15 protein-coding genes are annotated in these 16,526 nt (G+C 71.9%); 2 read left to right on the forward strand and 13 right to left on the reverse strand.

Features of this window, described 5'->3' with window-relative positions; translation table 11 throughout:
* Positions 1-27: 27 nt before the first annotated feature.
* Entirely contained in the window at positions 28-621 is a 594-nt protein-coding gene (locus ABD331_RS27470; RefSeq protein WP_344480420.1) for a helix-turn-helix domain-containing protein, read from the forward strand.
* On the opposite strand, the gene ABD331_RS27475 is transcribed toward ABD331_RS27470, so the two are convergent.
* The 11 genes from ABD331_RS27475 to ABD331_RS27525 all read right to left on the reverse strand — a co-directional run bounded on the left by ABD331_RS27475 (position 618) and on the right by ABD331_RS27525 (position 14,369).
* Positions 618-2,405, reverse strand: a complete 1,788-nt coding sequence (locus ABD331_RS27475) for an ABC transporter ATP-binding protein (protein ID WP_344480423.1) — start codon at positions 2,403-2,405, stop codon at positions 618-620. The genes ABD331_RS27470 and ABD331_RS27475 overlap by 4 nt on opposite strands.
* A 1-nt stretch (position 2,406) precedes the next feature.
* The gene (locus tag ABD331_RS27480) at positions 2,407-3,210 is read right to left on the reverse strand and encodes an ABC transporter permease (RefSeq protein WP_344480426.1); all 804 of its coding nucleotides are present in this window, start codon (positions 3,208-3,210) and stop codon (positions 2,407-2,409) included.
* On the reverse strand, positions 3,207-4,121 hold the full coding sequence (locus ABD331_RS27485) for an ABC transporter permease (protein ID WP_344480429.1): 915 nt from the start codon (positions 4,119-4,121) through the stop codon (positions 3,207-3,209). Before ABD331_RS27485 ends, ABD331_RS27480 begins: the two co-directional genes overlap by 4 nt.
* Positions 4,118-5,944, reverse strand: a complete 1,827-nt coding sequence (locus ABD331_RS27490) for an alpha/beta hydrolase family protein (protein WP_344480432.1) — start codon at positions 5,942-5,944, stop codon at positions 4,118-4,120. The genes ABD331_RS27485 and ABD331_RS27490 overlap by 4 nt, the downstream gene beginning before the upstream one ends.
* Positions 5,941-7,557, reverse strand: a complete 1,617-nt coding sequence (locus tag ABD331_RS27495; protein ID WP_344480435.1) for an ABC transporter substrate-binding protein — start codon at positions 7,555-7,557, stop codon at positions 5,941-5,943. The genes ABD331_RS27490 and ABD331_RS27495 overlap by 4 nt, the downstream gene beginning before the upstream one ends.
* A gap of 132 nt (positions 7,558-7,689) precedes the next feature.
* Positions 7,690-8,169, reverse strand: a complete 480-nt coding sequence (locus ABD331_RS27500; RefSeq protein ID WP_344480438.1) for a GNAT family N-acetyltransferase — start codon at positions 8,167-8,169, stop codon at positions 7,690-7,692.
* 137 nt (positions 8,170-8,306) lie between these two features.
* Positions 8,307-9,044 carry a 4-hydroxy-tetrahydrodipicolinate reductase gene (gene dapB / locus ABD331_RS27505; RefSeq protein ID WP_344480441.1) on the reverse strand — a complete coding sequence of 246 codons (738 nt, stop codon included), beginning with the start codon at positions 9,042-9,044 and terminating at the stop codon, positions 8,307-8,309.
* A 9-nt stretch (positions 9,045-9,053) separates the two neighbouring features.
* Positions 9,054-10,364: a M16 family metallopeptidase gene (locus ABD331_RS27510; RefSeq protein ID WP_344480444.1), complete on the reverse strand. Its 1,311-nt coding sequence runs from the start codon at positions 10,362-10,364 to the stop codon at positions 9,054-9,056.
* A complete protein-coding gene (locus tag ABD331_RS27515; protein WP_344480447.1) occupies positions 10,361-12,691 on the reverse strand; it encodes a polyribonucleotide nucleotidyltransferase in 2,331 nt (776 codons plus the stop codon). The genes ABD331_RS27510 and ABD331_RS27515 overlap by 4 nt, the downstream gene beginning before the upstream one ends.
* Before the next feature lie 295 nt (positions 12,692-12,986).
* Positions 12,987-13,256 carry a 30S ribosomal protein S15 gene (gene rpsO / locus ABD331_RS27520; RefSeq protein ID WP_344480450.1) on the reverse strand — a complete coding sequence of 90 codons (270 nt, stop codon included), beginning with the start codon at positions 13,254-13,256 and terminating at the stop codon, positions 12,987-12,989.
* A gap of 186 nt (positions 13,257-13,442) precedes the next feature.
* Positions 13,443-14,369, reverse strand: a complete 927-nt coding sequence (locus tag ABD331_RS27525; protein ID WP_344480453.1) for a bifunctional riboflavin kinase/FAD synthetase — start codon at positions 14,367-14,369, stop codon at positions 13,443-13,445.
* Positions 14,370-14,451: 82 nt separating this feature from the next.
* Between ABD331_RS27525 and ABD331_RS27530 the strand changes: the two genes are divergently transcribed.
* Entirely contained in the window at positions 14,452-15,504 is a 1,053-nt protein-coding gene (locus tag ABD331_RS27530) for a TRM11 family SAM-dependent methyltransferase (protein WP_344480456.1), read from the forward strand.
* Here the strand turns inward: ABD331_RS27530 and ABD331_RS27535 are convergent.
* Together ABD331_RS27535 and ABD331_RS27540 are read right to left on the reverse strand one after the other, a co-directional pair.
* Positions 15,446-15,622: a DUF397 domain-containing protein gene (locus ABD331_RS27535; RefSeq protein ID WP_344480459.1), complete on the reverse strand. Its 177-nt coding sequence runs from the start codon at positions 15,620-15,622 to the stop codon at positions 15,446-15,448. The two genes, ABD331_RS27530 and ABD331_RS27535, sit on opposite strands and share 59 nt — an antisense overlap.
* A 15-nt stretch (positions 15,623-15,637) precedes the next feature.
* Entirely contained in the window at positions 15,638-16,501 is an 864-nt protein-coding gene (locus tag ABD331_RS27540; RefSeq protein ID WP_344480462.1) for a helix-turn-helix domain-containing protein, read from the reverse strand.
* Positions 16,502-16,526 lie beyond the last annotated feature (25 nt).

A 16,526-nucleotide genomic window follows, 5' to 3' on the forward strand; every position in this document is an offset into this window, starting at 1 on the left:
AGCGACCCGAGGAAGGAACCTGACCACGTGCGGCACGAGAAGAGCCCCGTCCTGGCGGTGACCCCGGGGCCGGGCGCGGGGGTCAGGGGGGCGATCGCCGGCAACCTGCGGCGCACCCGCCTGGCGCGCGGCCACAGCGTGCGGGAGCTGGCCGAGCTGACGGGGGTGAGTAAGGCGCTCATCTCGCAGATCGAGCGGGGCGTGGCCAATCCGACGATCGAGGTGCTGACCAGGCTGGCGGGCGCGCTGGAGCTGACGTTCGCCGAGCTGACCAGGACGCACCTGCTGGAGCCCGAGGTGATCAGGCGCGGCGAAGGCGCCACCGAGGTGGTCGGCGACACGACGGTGCGCAGCCTGTTCGCGGCGGCCGACCGGCGGCGCTTCGAGCTGGCCGAGGGTGATCTGCCGCCGATGACGCGCAGCGCCAAGAGCGCGCACGGGCGCGGCTCGATCGAGCACGCGTACGTCGTCGCGGGCGAGGTGAGCGTGGAGACCGACGCGTGGACGGTGCGGCTGGGCGAGGGCGACGCGGTGCGGTTCGCGGCCGAGCTGGACCACGTCTACGTCACCGGCGGGGCGGGCTGCCGGGTGCTGACGCTGATCTCCTTCTCAGAGGACTAGGGCCAGGCGCGCGAGCCGTCGGGCACGCTGGCCAGCAGGTCGCGCGTGTAGGGGTGCGCGGGGTCGTCGAGCACCTGCCCGACCTCGCCGCTCTCCACGCACTCGCCGGCCCGCAGCACGTAGAGCCGGTCGGCGAGCTGGCGCACCACGGCCAGGTCGTGGGTGATGAACAGCAGGCCCATCGACAGCCGCTCGCGCAGCCCGGCGAGCAGGGTGAGCACCTGGGCCTGCACCGACACGTCCAGCGCCGAGACGGGCTCGTCGCAGACCAGCAGCCGCGGCTCGCCCGCGACGGCGCGGGCGATGGCCACCCGCTGCCGCTCGCCGCCCGACAGGCCCGCGGGGCGCATCGCGGCCAGCGCGGGGTCGAGGCCCACCAGTTCCAGCAGTGCGGCCACGTCGGGCGGGCGGCCGTCGGCCTCCAGCGCCTCCTTGAGGGTGGCGCGGACGGTGCGGGCGGGGTTGAGGGTGGAGTACGGGTCCTGGAAGATCATTTGTGCTGTACGGCGGGCGCGGCGGACCGCCTGGCGGGACATCCGGGTGTAGTCGGAGCAGTCCTCGCCGCCGAGCAGGATCGTGCCGGAGTCCGGGTTTTCCAGGCCGGTCACGCAGCGGGCCAGCGTGGTCTTGCCCGATCCCGACTCTCCTACGACGGCCACGATCTCGCCGGGGGCGACGGTCAGGCTCACTCCGTTGAGCGCCGGTCTGGTCGCTCCCCGGTACGTTTTGCGCAGGTCGCGGACGTCGAGGATCGCGTCGGCGGGCGCCCGTACGGGGGCGGTCACGGCCGGTGGGGGCGGGGCCGGGACGGGCAGCTCATCGGCGCGCACGCAGGCGGTCAACCAGAGGCCTCGTGCAGGCGGGGACGAAGGCGCGGGCTCGGGGGCGGGCTCGGGGGCGGGGGCGGCTTTCAGCTCGGGGGTGCCCGCCAGGCACCGGGAGTCGGCGTGCGCGCACCGGTCGGCGAACCCGCACCGCCCCGCCACCGCGTCGTGCGCCGGCACGGACCCCGGCACCGAGGGCAGCACCGCCAGGCGCCGGTCGGCGGGCGGCTCGGCGGCCAGCAGCGCCCGCGTGTACGGGTGCCGCGGCCGGGCCCGCAGCTCCGCCGCCGTGCCGGCCTCCACCACCCGCCCCGCGTACATCACCACGACCCGGTCGCACATCGAGAACGCCACCCGCAGATCGTGCGTGATCAGCAGGAACGTCATGTCCCTGTCCCGCTGCACGCGCCGGATGAGCGCCAGCACCTCCCGCTGGGTGGTGGCGTCCAGCGCGGTGGTGGGCTCGTCGGCGACGAGGACGCGGGGCCCGGCCGCGAGCGCCGCCGCGAGCCCGACGCGCTGCCGCATGCCGCCGGAGAGCTGGAACGGGTACCGCCCCGCCACCTCGGCCCCGAGCCCGACCTCGGCGAGCAGCCTGGTCACCTCGGCCGTGCGGTCGGCGCCCCGCGGCAGGCCGTCGGCGATCTGCCTGCCCGCCTTGCGCAGCGGGTTGAGCAGCGTGAACGGGTCCTGCATGAGCAGGGACACGGTGCCGCCGCGCAGCCCGCGCAGGGTCCGGGGGTCGTCGTCCACGCGGTGCCCGTCCACGCGCACCTCGCCGGACGACTCCAGCCCGGCGGGCAGCAGCCCGAGCAGCGCCCGCACGGTCAGCGACTTGCCCGAGCCGGACTCGCCCACGATGGCCACCGACTCGCCCGGCGCGGCCTCGAAGGACACGCCGGACAGCAGGGTGCGCCCGGTCGCGGGCTGCCGGACGGTCAGGCCGTTGGCGCTCAGCATGTCAGCGTGCCCTTCCGCGCCGCTCGACGCGCTCGTGCAGCCAGTCGCCCACGACGTTGAGCGCGACGGCGGTGGCGATCACGGCCAGGCCGGGGGCGATCACGGCCCACGGGTTGGCCAGCAGTTGCGTGCGGTTGTCGGCCAGCGTCCGCCCCCAGTCCGGCGACCCGGCGGGCACGCCGAGGCCGAGGAACGACAGGGAGGCCAGCGAGACCAGCGCGTACGCGAAGTTCACGAACGCCCCCGCGAGGCTGACGGAGGCGATGTTGGGCCAGATGTGCCTGGTCATGATCCGCCAGGAGGAGAGGTTCTTGAGCAGGGCGGCCTCGACGTAGGGGCGGTGGCGCTGCTCCAGTACGGCGCCGCGCACGGCCCGCGTGTCCGTGGGCGCGAACAGCACCACCAGGACGGCGATGGCCAGCGCGTACCCGCCGCCGAGCACGCCCGCCACGACGATCGCGACGAGCAGCGCGGGCAGCGAGAACATCAGGTCGGCCCAGCGCATGGCCAGGGTGTCGACCCAGCCGCCGAAGTATCCGGCGGCGAGCCCGGCGAGGTTGCCGATGAGCATCGAGCCGGCGGCCACGGCGAGCGCGCCTGGCACGGCGGTGCGGGCTCCGGCGACCAGTAGTTGCAGCACGTCGCGGCCGAGGTCGTCGGTGCCGAGCGGGTGCCCTGGGCCTGGCCCGGTGATGCCGGTCATGAGGTCCTGGGCGGTGGCGCCGGGCACGAGCCAGGGCGAGAACGCCGCCGCGATGCCGACGACCGCGAGCACGGCCAGCGCGGCGTACGGTGGCCGCCTCATAGCCGTACCCGGGGATCGACGAGCGAGTAGCCGACGTCCACCAGCAGGTTGACGGCGGCGATGAGCAGGGTGAGCAGCAGCGCGAGCGCCTGCACGACGGGCACGTCCTTGAACGTCACCGAGTCGACCAGCAGCGACCCCATGCCCGGCAGCGCGAACGTGACCTCCACCAGCACGGTCCCGGCCAGCATGCCGGTGACGACCAGGCCGGTGGCGGTGAGCACGGGCACCAGCGAGTTGCGGGCGGCGTAGTACAGCACGAGCGGCCCGCTGAGCCCGCGGGCGCGGGCGAAGACGACGTAGTCCTGCTCCAGCTCGCGCACCAGCGCGGCCCTGCTGAACCTGACGAGCATGCCCACCGCGCCGGCCGCCAGCGCGGCGGCGGGCAGCGTGAGGTGCCACAGGCCGCCGGTGCCGTAGACGGGGAACCAGCCGAGCCACAGCGCGAACACCACGAGCAGCAGCAGCCCGACCGCGAACGGCGGCGCGCTCAGCCCGACGACGCCGGCGGTGACGGCGAGCCGGTCGGCGATCCGGCCGCGCCGCACCGCCCCGAGCACCCCGAGCGGCAGCCCGGCCAGCGCGGCCAGCAGGGTGCCGTAGCCGACCAGGCCGAGCGTGAGCGGCAGCCGCTGGCCGAGCATGTCGGCGACGGGCGCGCCGGTCCTGATGGAGGTGCCCAGGTCGCCGCCGAGCACGCCGCCGAGCCAGCGCAGGTACTGGACGGCGGCGGGGTCGTCGAGGTGGTAGCGGGCCTGGATGGCGGCGATGGTCTCGGCGGTGGCGGGGCGGGTGCCGAGCAGGGTCTGCTGGATGGATCCGGGGGCCAGGTACAGCAGGCAGAACACGCCGATCGACAGCAGCAGCACGACGACGGCGGTGCCCGCGAGCCTGCGCAGCAGGAAACTCACGACACCCCCAGCCAGTGGATCACCCGCCGCGCGGCGTCGGCCCGGTGCGCGGGCTCGACCAGCTCGTGCCCCTCCCGAGGGTAGACGACCAGCTCAGTGCGTACGCCGGCGGCGGACCAGGCGCGGTAGAGCTGTTCCGCCTGGCCGAGCGGCGTGGTCCTGTCCTGGTCGCCGTGCAGGATGAGGGTCGGCGTGGCGGCCTGGGCGGCGTGGTAGACGGGCGAGCGGGCGGCCAGGCTCTCCCTGCCCTCGGGCGTCGCGGGGTCGGCGCCCGCGTGGTAGAGCGGGTCGAAGCCGCCCGCCAGGTTGCTGGCGGTGGCGAAGCTCAGCCAGTCGCTCACGCCCGACATGACGACGGCGGCGCGGAAGCGGCCGGTGCGGGTGACGGCCCAGGCGGTCAGGTAGCCGCCGTAGCTGAGGCCCATGACCGACAGGTGGGCGGGGTCGGCGACGCCGGTCGCGACCAGGTGGTCCACCCCCCGCAGGACGTCGGTGAGGTCGGCGTCGCCGACCAGGCCGATGACGGCCCGCGCGTACGCCTGGCCGCGCCCGCTGCTGCCACGCGGGTTGGGCAGCAGCACGGTCGCGCCCGCGTGCGCGAGCGGCAGGGCGAGCTGGTTGGACTCGGCGGGCGCGAACGAGCTGGACCACAGCCAGGTGGGGCCGCCGTGCGCGATGACCACCAGCGGCCCCGTACGGTCCGGGTCGGCGCGCAGGAGGAGGCCGGAGACGGGCAGGCCGTCGTGTCCCGACCAGGTGATCTCCTCCTGGTGCACGGCCAGCGGCGCCAGTTCGGCGTTGAGCGCGGTGATCGGGCGCCAGTCGCCGGTGTCCAGCGCGGCGACGGCGAGCTCGGGCGGCTGCCCGGCGGTCTCCCAGGTGGCGGCGGCCAGCCGTCCCGCAACGGACAACGAGGGCTGGCCGTCGCGCCCGCCCAGCGTGCCCCACGCGGTCCAGCGGCTCGTGACGCGGCCGTCCTCGATGACGCCGCCGTGCACGCCGGTGCCCGACCAGCCGGTGAACCACAGGGTGCGCTCGTCCAGCCAGCCGAGGTCGGTGACGTCGTCCAGGTCGGGGATCGGGCGGACGTCGCCCGTCACCAGGTCGGCGTGCATGACGCGGCCGGAGACGATGGACAGGCCCTCGACCACGACCGCGGCCCTGCCGCCCGGCGCGAGGCGGGGGCGGCTGAGTTGCCAGGGGGCCTGGTAGAGCGATCTGACCTCGCCGGTGCGAGCGTCGGCGAGGTCGAGACGGGGGCGGTAGAAACCGGCGGGGGTCTCGTCGGCGGAGGTGACGGCGAGCGCGCGGCCGTCGCGCCAGTCGGCGTCCCACACGGTCAGGCCGGGCAGCTCGATCTCCCTGAGCCGGTCGTCGCCGACGTGCGTCCAGGACAGGCGGCGCAGGCGTCCCCCGGGGGTTCTGACGAACGGGTCGCCGGGGTCGTGCACGCGCAGGCCGAGGTGGCTGCCGTCGCGTTCGCTGCCGTGGTCGGCGTGGCGGATGAGCAGCGTGCCGTCGGGCGCGGGGATCAGGTCCTCGATCTCGCCGTCCACCTCGGCCCGCCAGACGGGCCGCAGGCCGGCGTCCAGCACTTGTACCTCGTTCGAGCCGGACGCGAGCAGCAGCCGCCCGTCGGGCAGCCACCGGGTCAGCGCGTGCTCGCCACCGGGAAGCGCGGTCAGCGTGCCGTCAAGGGGGGCCACGTGCGCCACGCCCTCGATCACGCAGGCCACGCGGTCGCCGTCCGGGTGCAGCGCGACGGACTCGGGGTAGCGCAGCCCGGCCAGCGCCGCGTGCACCTCCAGGGGGTCGCGCGTCATCGGGTGGTCGTCTTCGCGGCCCACGGGCCGACGAAGAAGTAGGGCCCGAACTCGCCGGCGGTGACGGCCTTGCCGAACGCGGTGGCCGCCTCGCCCCACCACAGCGGCTGGTACGGCACGTCGGCCGCCGCCTTCACCAGAGCCTGGCCCAGCAGCTCGCCCCTGGCGGCCTCGTCGGTGCTCGCCTTCGCCTCGTCGAGCAGCCGGGTGACCTCGGCGTCGTCGTACTCGGCGATGTTCGTGCCGTTCTCGCCGGTGGCGCCGCCGTGCAGGAGCTGCTGGGTGTACTCGGCGGGGTCGCCGGTGGTGGCGAAGTACCAGCCCAGGTAGATGCCGGACGCGTGCTTGCCGAGGTCGGCGATCCACTGCTCCAGCGGGACCTCCTTGACCTCCAGGTCGATGCCGATGCCCTTGAGGTTCTCGGCCAGGGTGAGGGCGGCGCGGCCGAGCTGAGGGCCGCTGCCGGGGTAGGTGAGCACGTCGGAGAAGCCCTGCGGGGTGGCCGACCTGGCCAGCTCGGCCTTGGCCTCGGCGAGGTCGAAGCCGTACTGGGGGATGGCCGAGTACAGGTCGGTGACGGCGGCGGAGTCGAGCACGCCGCCCCACTGCGCGGGGTCGGGGATGGTGGCGGCGACCTTGCCGTGCCCGCGCAGGACGCTCTTGACGATGCCTTCCCTGTCGACGGCGTGCGCGACGGCCTTGCGGACGTGCACGTCGTCCCACGGCTTCTTGGCGGTGTTGAACGCGAGCGTGACCAGCGACCGGTCGCCCGCGGTCTTGACCTGCACGTCGGGGATGGCCTGCCACTGGTCGAGCTGCTCGGCGGGCACGTTGAGCGCGACGTCCACGGAGTCGCCGCGCATGGCCAGCAGCCGGGTGGACTCCTCGGGGATGAAGTCGATCCTGATCTGCGCGAACGGCGCCTTGCCGCCCCACCAGGCGTCGTTGCGCTGCAGCGTGACGTGCGAGTCGGGGGCGAACTCCGCCACCTTGTACGGCCCCGTCCCGAGCAGCTTGCCCTCCGGCGTGCCGATGCGCTCGCCGGTGGCCTCGATGAACTTCTCGCTGGTCACCAGCAGCGTGCCAGGGGAGGGCGTCCAGGCGAAGGACGCATCCGGCTCCTTGAGCTTGATCGTGACCTCGGCGTCGGCGGTGGTCTCGACGCTCTTGACGTTGGCGTAGGCGTAGGCGAACGCGGTGGTGGAGCCCTTCTTGGCGTGCAGGTTCAGGCTGGCGACGACGTCGGCGGCGGTCAGCGGCGCGCCGTCGGAGAACCTCACGCCGGAGCGGATCTTGTAGACGTAGGTGGTCGCGTCCTTCCTGGCCCACGACTCGGCCAGGGAGGGCTGGAGGCTGCCGTCCTGCCCGACGCCGACCAGGGCCTCCTGGACGAGGAGGGCGACCACGTAGTTCATGATGCCCGCCTCCTTGGCCGCGTCGAGCGAGCCGATGGAGGACGGGAGGGCGACCCGCAGCGTGTCCAGGGCGCCGCCGCCCTGGGCGGTGGGCGTGGCGGGGTCGTCGGAGCCGCAGGCGGTCGCGAGTGCGGGGAGCGCCGCGACGAGCGCGGCGGCCCGCAGGAGTGAACGCCGGGAGAGGGGCAGTTCGGCCACCGGGGGATCCTCATTTCACGCCTACCGGCAACCCGCCTAGCTGCAGTGTCTACCGGAATCATCCAACTGGCTCATGAGAGTATTCGCTGGTGGCATCGCCGGTCAAACCCACCCGTCGGAGGGGGAAATAGGTCAGGGGACGCGGTGCATGACGACGCGGGGGGCAACCTCGATCCCCAGGTCGCGCTCCTGCCGCACGAGGTCGCGCAACTGCGGCCCCCACTGCGCCTCGGGCATCCTGAAGAAGCCGTGCCGCTCGTACCACGGCGCGTTCCATGGCACGTCGCGGAAGGTCGTCAGCGTCACCCGGGGAGCGCCCGCGGCCCTGGCGTGGTCGAGCACGGCGGCCATCAGCCGCCCGCCGATGCCCTGGCGCATGTCGCCGGGACGCACGGCGAGCTGTTCGAGGTGCAGGTTGCCGTCCACCCAGCCGATCAGCGCGAACCCGGCCGGCGGCTCGCCCTCGACGAGCACCACGTCAGGGTCTCCGACCTCCTCGATCTGCGTCGTGCCCGGCGGGAAGACGATGCCCACCTGTTCGAAGAGCCCGTCGGCGGCCAGCTCGATCGCGACCAGCCCGGGCAGCTCGCTCTCGCGCGCCCATCGCACCATGGCGACACGATCTCATGGTTCAGGCGGATCTCGCCGCCCGTATTAGGGTTGATGATCGTAGGCCCGGCTGTGCGGAGCCGGGACCCTCTCCTCACGACGTGCCCACGCCCTCGGGGTGTGGGCACGTCGTGTGCGTCTCACAGGTCGAGCAGCGGCTCCAGGCCGACCGTGAGGCCGGGCAGCTCGCGCACCCTGCGCACGCCGAGCAGCACGCCCGGGGTGAACGCCGCCCTGCTCATCGTGTCGTGCCTGATCGTGAGGGTCTCGCCGTCGCCGCCGAGCAGCACCTCCTGGTGCGCGATCAGCCCGGACAGGCGCACCGCGTGCACGTGCACGCCGCCCACGTCGGCGCCGCGAGCCCCGTCGAGCGCGGTGCTCGTCGCGTCGGGCATCGCGGCCAGGCCCGCCTTGGCGCGCGCCTCGGACACCAGCTCGGCCGTGCGCCGGGCCGTGCCGGACGGCGCGTCGGCCTTGTTGGGGTGGTGCAGCTCCACGATCTCGACGGACTCGAAGTAACGGGCCGCCTGCTGCGCGAAGTGCATCATGAGGACGGCCGCGATGCCGAAGTTGGGCGCGATCAGGCAGCTCGTGCCCGGGTTGGCCGCCAGCCAGCCGCGCACGCTCTCCAGGCGCCCCTCGTCGAACCCCGTCGTGCCCACCACCGGACGGATGCCGTGGCCGATCATCCATTCGAGGTTGCCCATCACCACATCGGGATGGGTGAAGTCGACCACCACCTCGGCGCCTTCGAGCCCCTCGATGGGGTCGTCCTTGTCGAGCGCGGCCACCAACTCCATGTCGGTGGCCGCCTCGACCGCCTTGCACACCTCGACGCCCACGCGCCCCTGGGCGCCGAGCACACCTACCCTGATCACAGGGAGACCCTATCGAACGGCGTCGGAGAAGTCCTTGTCGCCGTACGGGCCGATCACGGCCAGCGTGAGCGGCCGGTTGAGCACGTCGTGCGCCACCTCGGAGATCTCGTCCGGGGTGACGGCCTCGATGCGGGCCAGCACCTCGTCCACCGACATGAGCTCGTCGTAGACCAGCTCGTTCTTGCCGATGCGGGACATGCGCGAGCCGGTGTCCTCCAGGCCCAGCACGAGCCCGCCGCGCATCTGCCCCTTGCCGCGCATGATCTCGTCGGCGCTCAGGCCCTCGGCCACCACCCTGGACACCTCGTCCCGGCAGATCTTGAGCACGTCGTCGATCTTCGACGGCAGGCAGCCCACGTAGATGCCGAACTGCCCGGTGTCGGCGTAGGCCGAGGTGTAGCTGTAGGCCGAGTAGGCCAGGCCGCGCTTCTCCCTGATCTCCTGGAAGAGCCTGGACGACATGCCGCCGCCCAGCGCCGCGTTAAGCACGCCGAGCGCGAACCTGCGGTCGTCGGTACGGGCCAGGCCGGTCGTGCCGAGCACCAGGTTGGCCTGCTCGGTCGGCCGGTCGAGCACCGCGACGCCGGAACGTGTCGCGGCGCCGGGGCCGCTGGTGCGCGGCGGCGCGAACTCGGCGGGGCCGCTCAGCATGCCCGCCCGCTCGTACGCCCTGGTCACCAGCTCGACGACCGCTTCATGCCGGACGTTGCCCGCGACGGACACGACCGTGGTGCGAGGCCGGTAGTAGGACCGGTAGTACTCGGCGATCCGCTCCCGCGCCAGCGCGTTGATCGAGTCGACCGTGCCCAGGATGGGCCGGCCGATCGGCGAGTCGCCGTACAGCGCCGCCGCGAACTGCTCGTGCACCACGTCGGACGGGTCGTCGTCGTGCATGGCGATCTCTTCCAGGATCACGCCCCGCTCGGACTCGACGTCCTGCTCGGTCACCAGCGAGCTGGTCACGACGTCGGCGAGGACGTCCACCGCGATCGGCAGGTCCTCGTCGAGCACCCGCGCGTAGTAGCAGGTGTACTCCTTGGCGGTGAAGGCGTTGATCTCACCGCCGATGCCCTCGATCGAGGCGGAGATCTCCATCGCGTCGCGTGTGGGCGTGCCCTTGAACAGCAGGTGTTCGAGGAAATGGGTGGCCCCCATGTGCTCGGGGGCCTCATCACGCGAGCCGATGCCGACCCACATGCCGACCGCGACGCTTCGCACGGTCGGCATGGTCTCGGTCACCACGCGCAGCCCACCCGGGAGGACGGTGCGCCTTACCACCCCGGCTCCGTCCTTGCCGGGGTGCAGCGTGGTCGTCGTCACGAGTTCCGGTCGTCTCCCTCGGAGCCGCGGGTGCGCACGCGGGTGCGGGTGCGGCGGGGCCGCTCGCCTTTGTCGTCGCCGGCGGGGGCGGCGGACTCCGGCTGGTCGCCGGACTCGGCCGGGGTCGCGTCGCCGGAAGCGGCCTTCTCGGCGGCCTCCTTCTCGATGACCTCGACCGGCACCAGCGAGAGCTTGCCGCGGCCGTCGATCTCGGCGATCTCGACCTGGATCTTCTCGCCGACGCTCATGACGTCCTCGACGTTCTCGATCCGCTTGCCGCCGTGCAGCTTGCGGATCTGGGAGACGTGCAGCAGGCCGTCCTTGCCGGGCATGAGCGAGATGAACGCGCCGAAGGCGGCGATCTTGACGACCGTGCCCAGGTAACGCTCGCCGACCTCCGGCATGTGCGGGTTGGCGATGGCGTTGATCGCCGAGCGGGCGGCCTCGGCGGCGGGCCCGTCGGTGGCGCCGATGTAGATCGTGCCGTCGTCCTCGATGGTGATCTCGGCGCCCGTGTCGTCCTGGATCTGGTTGATCATCTTGCCCTTCGGGCCGATGACCTCGCCGATCTTGTCGACAGGGACCTTGATGGTGATGATGCGCGGCGCCGTCGGGTTCATCTCCGCCGGGGAGTCGATGGCCTCCTGCATCACGTCGAGGATCGCCAGGCGGGCGCCCTTGGCCTGCTTGAGCGCGCCGGCCAGCACGCTGGCGGGGATGCCGTCGAGCTTGGTGTCGAGCTGCAGGGCGGTGATGACGTCCTTGGTGCCGGCGACCTTGAAGTCCATGTCGCCCATGGCGTCCTCGGCGCCGAGGATGTCGGTCAGGGTGACGTAGGTGTCGCCCTCGCCGATCAGGCCCATCGCGATGCCCGCGACCATCTCCTTGAGCGGCACACCGGCGTCGAGCAGCGCCATCGTGGAGGCGCAGACCGAGCCCATCGAGGTGGAGCCGTTGGAGCCGAGGGCCTCGGAGACCTGCCGGATCGCGTACGGGAACTCCTCGCGCGTGGGCAGCACGGGGATCAGCGCCCGCTCGGCCAGCGCGCCGTGACCGATCTCGCGGCGCTTGGGCGAGCCCACCCGGCCGGTCTCACCGGTGGAGTAGGGCGGGAAGTTGTAGTTGTGCATGTAGCGCTTGGTCCGCTCGGGGTTGAGCGTGTCGATGACCTGCTCCATGCGCAGCATGTTCAGCGTGGTGATGCCCATGATCTGGGTCTCGCCGCGCTCGAACAGCGCCGAGCCGTGCACCCGGGGCACCACGTGGACCTCGGCCGACAGGGCGCGGATGTCCTTGGTGCCGCGGCCGTCGATGCGGACGCCCTCGTTGACGACCCGCGCGCGCATGAGCTTCTTCATGACCGAGCGGAACGCGGCGGAGATCTCCTTCTCGCGGCCCTCGAACTCGGGCAGGAGCTTCTCGGCGGCCAGCGCCTTGACCTTCTCCAGCTCGTTCTCGCGCTCCTGCTTGCCGGCGATGGTCAGCGCGGCGGCCAGCTCCGTCTTGATCGCGGCCTCGACGGCGGCGTAGACGTCCTCCTGGTATTCGAGGAAGACCGGGTATTCGGCCGTCTCCTTGGCCGCGACCCGCGCGATGCGCGACTGCGCCTCGCACAGCACCTTGATGAACGGCTTGGCGGCGTCGAGGCCCTGCGCGACCGTCTCCTCGGTGGGCGCGACGGCGCCCTCGGCGACCAGCTTCAGCGTGTCCTTGGTGGACTCGGCCTCGACCATCATGATCGCGACGTCGCCGTCCTCCAGCACCCGCCCCGCGACGACCATGTCGAACGTGGCGCGCTCCAGCTCGGGGTGCGTCGGGAAGGCCACCCACTGGCCGTCGATCAGCGCCACCCGGACGCCGCCGATCGGGCCCGAGAAGGGCAGCCCGGCGAGCTGGGTGGACAGCGACGCGGCGTTGATCGCGACCACGTCGTAGAGGTGGTCGGGGTTGAGCGCCATGACCGTGGCGACGACCTGGACCTCGTTGCGCAGGCCCTTGACGAACGACGGGCGCAGCGGCCGGTCGATCAGGCGGCAGGTGAGGATGGCGTCCTCGGAGGGACGGCCCTCACGGCGGAAGAACGAGCCGGGGATGCGGCCCGCGGCGTACATGCGCTCCTCGACGTCCACCGTCAGCGGGAAGAAGTCGAACTGTTCCTTCGGCGTCTTCGAGGCGGTGGTCGCCGAGAGCACCATCGTGTCGTTGTCGAGATAGGCGACGGCGGAGCCCGCCGCCTGGCGCGCGAGACGACCGGTCTCGAACCGGATCGTGCGCGTGCCGAATGAGCCGTTGTCTATGACGGCTTCAGCAGTGTGGACACCCTCCACGGGGGACCTCCTTGTGGTCGGTCACCCGCGCCCTCTTCTCACCGGCACCCTCGTTAGGTGCAGCGCCGGTCTTCGATCGAAGCGCCCGGTCAAGTGCGTTCTTACCGGAAGCCACTACCGAGGACCGGCCCGCAGGCGTCGCGGGTCGCATGGTGCTGAACGGACGCGGGGGCTGTGTCTCGGATCTTCAGTTGTACGTCAGGCGCGGGGGCGATTCACGCCGCCACGCGTCCGACCGTATGGGGTCCTACCCCATATGAGAAGGGAGCGGCGCGGACGCCGCTCCCTTTTCACGCTATCGGCGCAGACCGAGCCGCTCGATGAGCGAACGGTAGCGCTGGATGTCGACCTTCTGCAGGTACTTCAGCAGGCGGCGCCGGCGACCCACGAGCAGCAGCAGACCACGACGGCTGTGGTGGTCGTGCTTGTGCGTCTTCAGGTGCTCGGTCAGCTCGCTGATGCGCTTGCTGAGCAGCGCGATCTGCACCTCGGGCGAACCGGTGTCGCCTTCGGCCGTCGCGTACTCAGTGATGATGGTCTTCTTGGCAGCGGTGTCGAGGGACACGGCTCTCCTTCGATCTACGGACACGCGCGAATGAGATGGAAGCGCGAACGACCGTGCGTGCCTACAGTCGCCGCGTGAAGGCCTTCATGGGCAGCGCGCAGCGCCACCGCTACAGAGCCGACATGCAAGGTTACCACCTCATGTCCGATGCACGGACGCACGCGAAACGGGCCTGCCCGCCGGCTCTCAGCGCGTGACCCGGCGGGTGGCGTCCACGTCGGCGTGGATCTGGGCGATCAGCGCGTCGATGGACTCGAACCGCGTGTTCCCGCGCAGCCGCGCCGCGAACTCCACCGCCACGTGCACCCCGTACAGCTCCAGGTCGTCCCGGTCCAGCGCGTACGCCTCGACCGTGCGCGGCACCCCCTCGAACGTCGGGTTCGTGCCCACCGAGATCGCGGCCGGCCAGCGCTCACCCGCGTAGACGGCGGGCAGGTTGGCCACCGGGACGCACTCCATCCAGCCCGCGTAGACGCCGTCGGCCGGGATCGCGGTGTACTGCGGGGTCTCGACGTTCGCGGTGGGGAAGCCGAGCTGGCGTCCGCGCTGGTAGCCGCGGACGACCACGCCCTCCACGCGGTGCGGCCGGCCGAGCCACTCCCTGGCCCGCGCCACGTCGCCGTCCACCAGCAGGTCGCGGATCGAGCTGGAGGAGACGCCGTCGAGGAGCGGCACGGCCTCCACCTCGAAGCCGTACATCTCGCCCAGCGTCCGCAAAGTCTCGACATCGCCCTTGGCGCCCTGGCCGAACGCGAAGTTCTCCCCCACCACCACGACCGCCGCCCGCAGCCGCTCGGCCAGCACGCTGTGCGCGAACTCCTCCGGCGGCGTGCGTGACAGCCCCAGCGTGAACTCCAGCACGTCGACCTCGTCCACGCCCAGCTCCACCAGCAGCTCGCTCCTGCGCCGCGCGTTGCTCAGCCGGAACGGATGCGACCCGGGCCGCACCACCTCCTCCGGATGCGGCTCGAACGTCACGGCCACACTGCGCAGGCCCCGCTCCCTGGCGACGGCGACCGTGCGCTCGACCACCCGCTGGTGCCCGCGGTGGACCCCGTCGTACACGCCGATGGTGACGACAGACCTCTCCGAACCCTGCACGCTAGGCCCCATTCGCTTGTCCCCGGATCAACCCGTACAAGCCTGCCATGCGCCGCGCCCTTCCCTCCAATCGAGGGGGTTATCATCGGGCATCATGCCTCGTTACGCGCTTCTGATCCTGCCTGCCTTCAACCGGGTCTACGGCGAGAGCTCCATCCGGCTGACCCGCGCCGAGCTGGCCGTCTTCAGCACGCGCGCCCTCGACGGCGACGTCCTGGACAGCGAGGAGACCCGCATCGGCGGCGTCCCTTACGTGACGTTCGAGACCGCCCGCCCGCTGAGCGAACCCGACGTGCGGCTGCTGTCGAACCTGTCGTCCGTCTACGCGGTGTTCGGCGTCGAGGGCGACCTGCTCAGGCCCCTCACCATGAGCCCGCGCGACCGGCTGAGCAGCGACCTGCTCACCATCCAGAAGTACGCCGGCAAGACCAACGAGCACTTCACCAAGCTGCTGCTCAACGTCACCGCGCTGGCGGGCGAGAAGGGCCTGAGCGACGGGCTGCAGGTCTTCGACCCGCTCTGCGGCCGTGGCACCACCCTCAACCAGGCTCTCATGTACGGCTACGACGCCTACGGCATCGACGTGGACGGCAAGGACTTCGAGGCCTACAGCGGCTTCATCAAGACCTGGCTGCGCAACAAGCGGCTCAAGCACACCGCCGAGACCGTGCCGGTGCGCCGCGACCGGGCGCTGGCCGGGCGGCGGCTCAACGTCACCTTCGGCCTGTCGAAGGAGGCCGTCAAGGCGGGCGACGTCCAGCACCTGGCCGTGGTGAACGCCGACACGCTGCGCAGCCGCGAGTTCTTCAAGCCCCGCTCGTTCGACCTGCTGGTGACCGACGCGCCCTACGGCGTCCAGCACGGCAGCAAGGGCGGCGGCGGGCTGTCACGCAGCCCGCTGGAGCTGCTGGCCAAGGCCGTGCCCGGCTGGGCCGAGCTGCTGCGGCCCGGCGGGGCGATGGGGATCTCCTGGAACACCTACGGCGGCAAGAGCGCGGAGCTGGGCAGGATCCTCACGGACGCGGGGCTGGAGGTGCTGGAGTACCCGGACTTCGAGCACTGGGTGGATCAGGCGATCGTCCGCGACATCATCGTGGCCCGTAAGCCCGCACCGTCTCCAGGAAGCGGCTCCACTCCTCGCGGCTGAAGTCGAGGATCGGGCCGTCGTCTCCCCCCTTACTGTCCCTGACCTTGACGCGCCCCTCGTGCATGGCCACCTCCACGCAGTTGCCGCCGTTGCACGCGCGCTGCCAGGCAAGGTCCACGATGCTCCTCCGCAGTCAGATGGCTACTCTGCGTGAAGCATACTGGTCGATGAGCCGCGCCGAGGCCGCAGGGGACAGCGCGACCTTCTTCAGATCCTTGATCGCGTCACGATAGATCGCGACTGTGGCGGGTTTCTCCAGGTACTCGACCGAGTCCATGGCCTCGACGAAGACGACCGGGGTCGGCATCGGCTCGTGCATCTCGTACAACATGAACGAGCCGTCCATCCCCCTGTAGGCGCCGCCGCAGAACGGCATCACCTGCAGCGTCACCCGGCGCTCCGCCGTCATGCGCAGCAGGTGGTCGAGCTGCCGGCGCATGACGCGCGTGCCGCCCACCTCCCTGCGCAGCGCCGCCTCGTCCACAAGGGCGCAGTACGGCAGCGCGGGCTCCTCCCACAGCCGCGCGCGGCGCTTCATCCGGGCCTGCACCCGCCGTTCGAGCATCTCCGTGGCCAGCCCCGGCTGGATCCCCCGGATGAGCGAGCGGGCGTACTCCTCGACCTGCAGCAGCGCGGGCAGGTAGGAGATCTGCACCTCGGTGATCGCGAACGCCGCAGCCTCGATGTCCATGTGCGTGTACATGACGGCGTGCCCGAGATCCCCGAACTCCTGCCGCAGCCCCTGGTACCGCGACTCCGACGCCAGGGCGATCAGCGTGTCCACCACGCGCTCGTCATCGACGCCGTAGATCTCGCTCAGGTTCCGGATGTCGCGCGGGCTGGCCCCGCGCCGCCCGTTCTCCATGCGGCTGATCTTGGTGGCGCTGGCCGGCAGCCGACCGGCGACCTCTTCGATGGTCATCCCGGCTTCCTGCCGCATCTTGCGTAACTGGCTCGCAAGCTGACGTCTGCGCAGCGTCAGGTTCGATGTGGGCACATGTCACCCCGAGGATCGGCGATGC

Source organism: Nonomuraea monospora (genome assembly GCF_039531895.1).
GTDB lineage: Bacteria > Actinomycetota > Actinomycetes > Streptosporangiales > Streptosporangiaceae > Nonomuraea > Nonomuraea monospora.

Excerpts from the sequence above, each read along its gene's own strand:
- ABD331_RS27475 (WP_344480423.1), bottom strand. The coding sequence starts at position 2,405 with ATGCTGAGCGCCAACGGCCTGACCGTCCGGCAGCCCGCGACCGGGCGC.
- ABD331_RS27480 (WP_344480426.1), bottom strand. The coding sequence starts at position 3,210 with ATGAGGCGGCCACCGTACGCCGCGCTGGCCGTGCTCGCGGTCGTCGGC.
- ABD331_RS27490 (WP_344480432.1), bottom strand. The coding sequence starts at position 5,944 with ATGACGCGCGACCCCCTGGAGGTGCACGCGGCGCTGGCCGGGCTGCGC.
- ABD331_RS27500 (WP_344480438.1), bottom strand. The coding sequence starts at position 8,169 with ATGGTGCGATGGGCGCGCGAGAGCGAGCTGCCCGGGCTGGTCGCGATC.
- ABD331_RS27525 (WP_344480453.1), bottom strand. The coding sequence starts at position 14,369 with ATGGGGCCTAGCGTGCAGGGTTCGGAGAGGTCTGTCGTCACCATCGGC.
- ABD331_RS27530 (WP_344480456.1), top strand. The coding sequence starts at position 14,452 with ATGCCTCGTTACGCGCTTCTGATCCTGCCTGCCTTCAACCGGGTCTAC.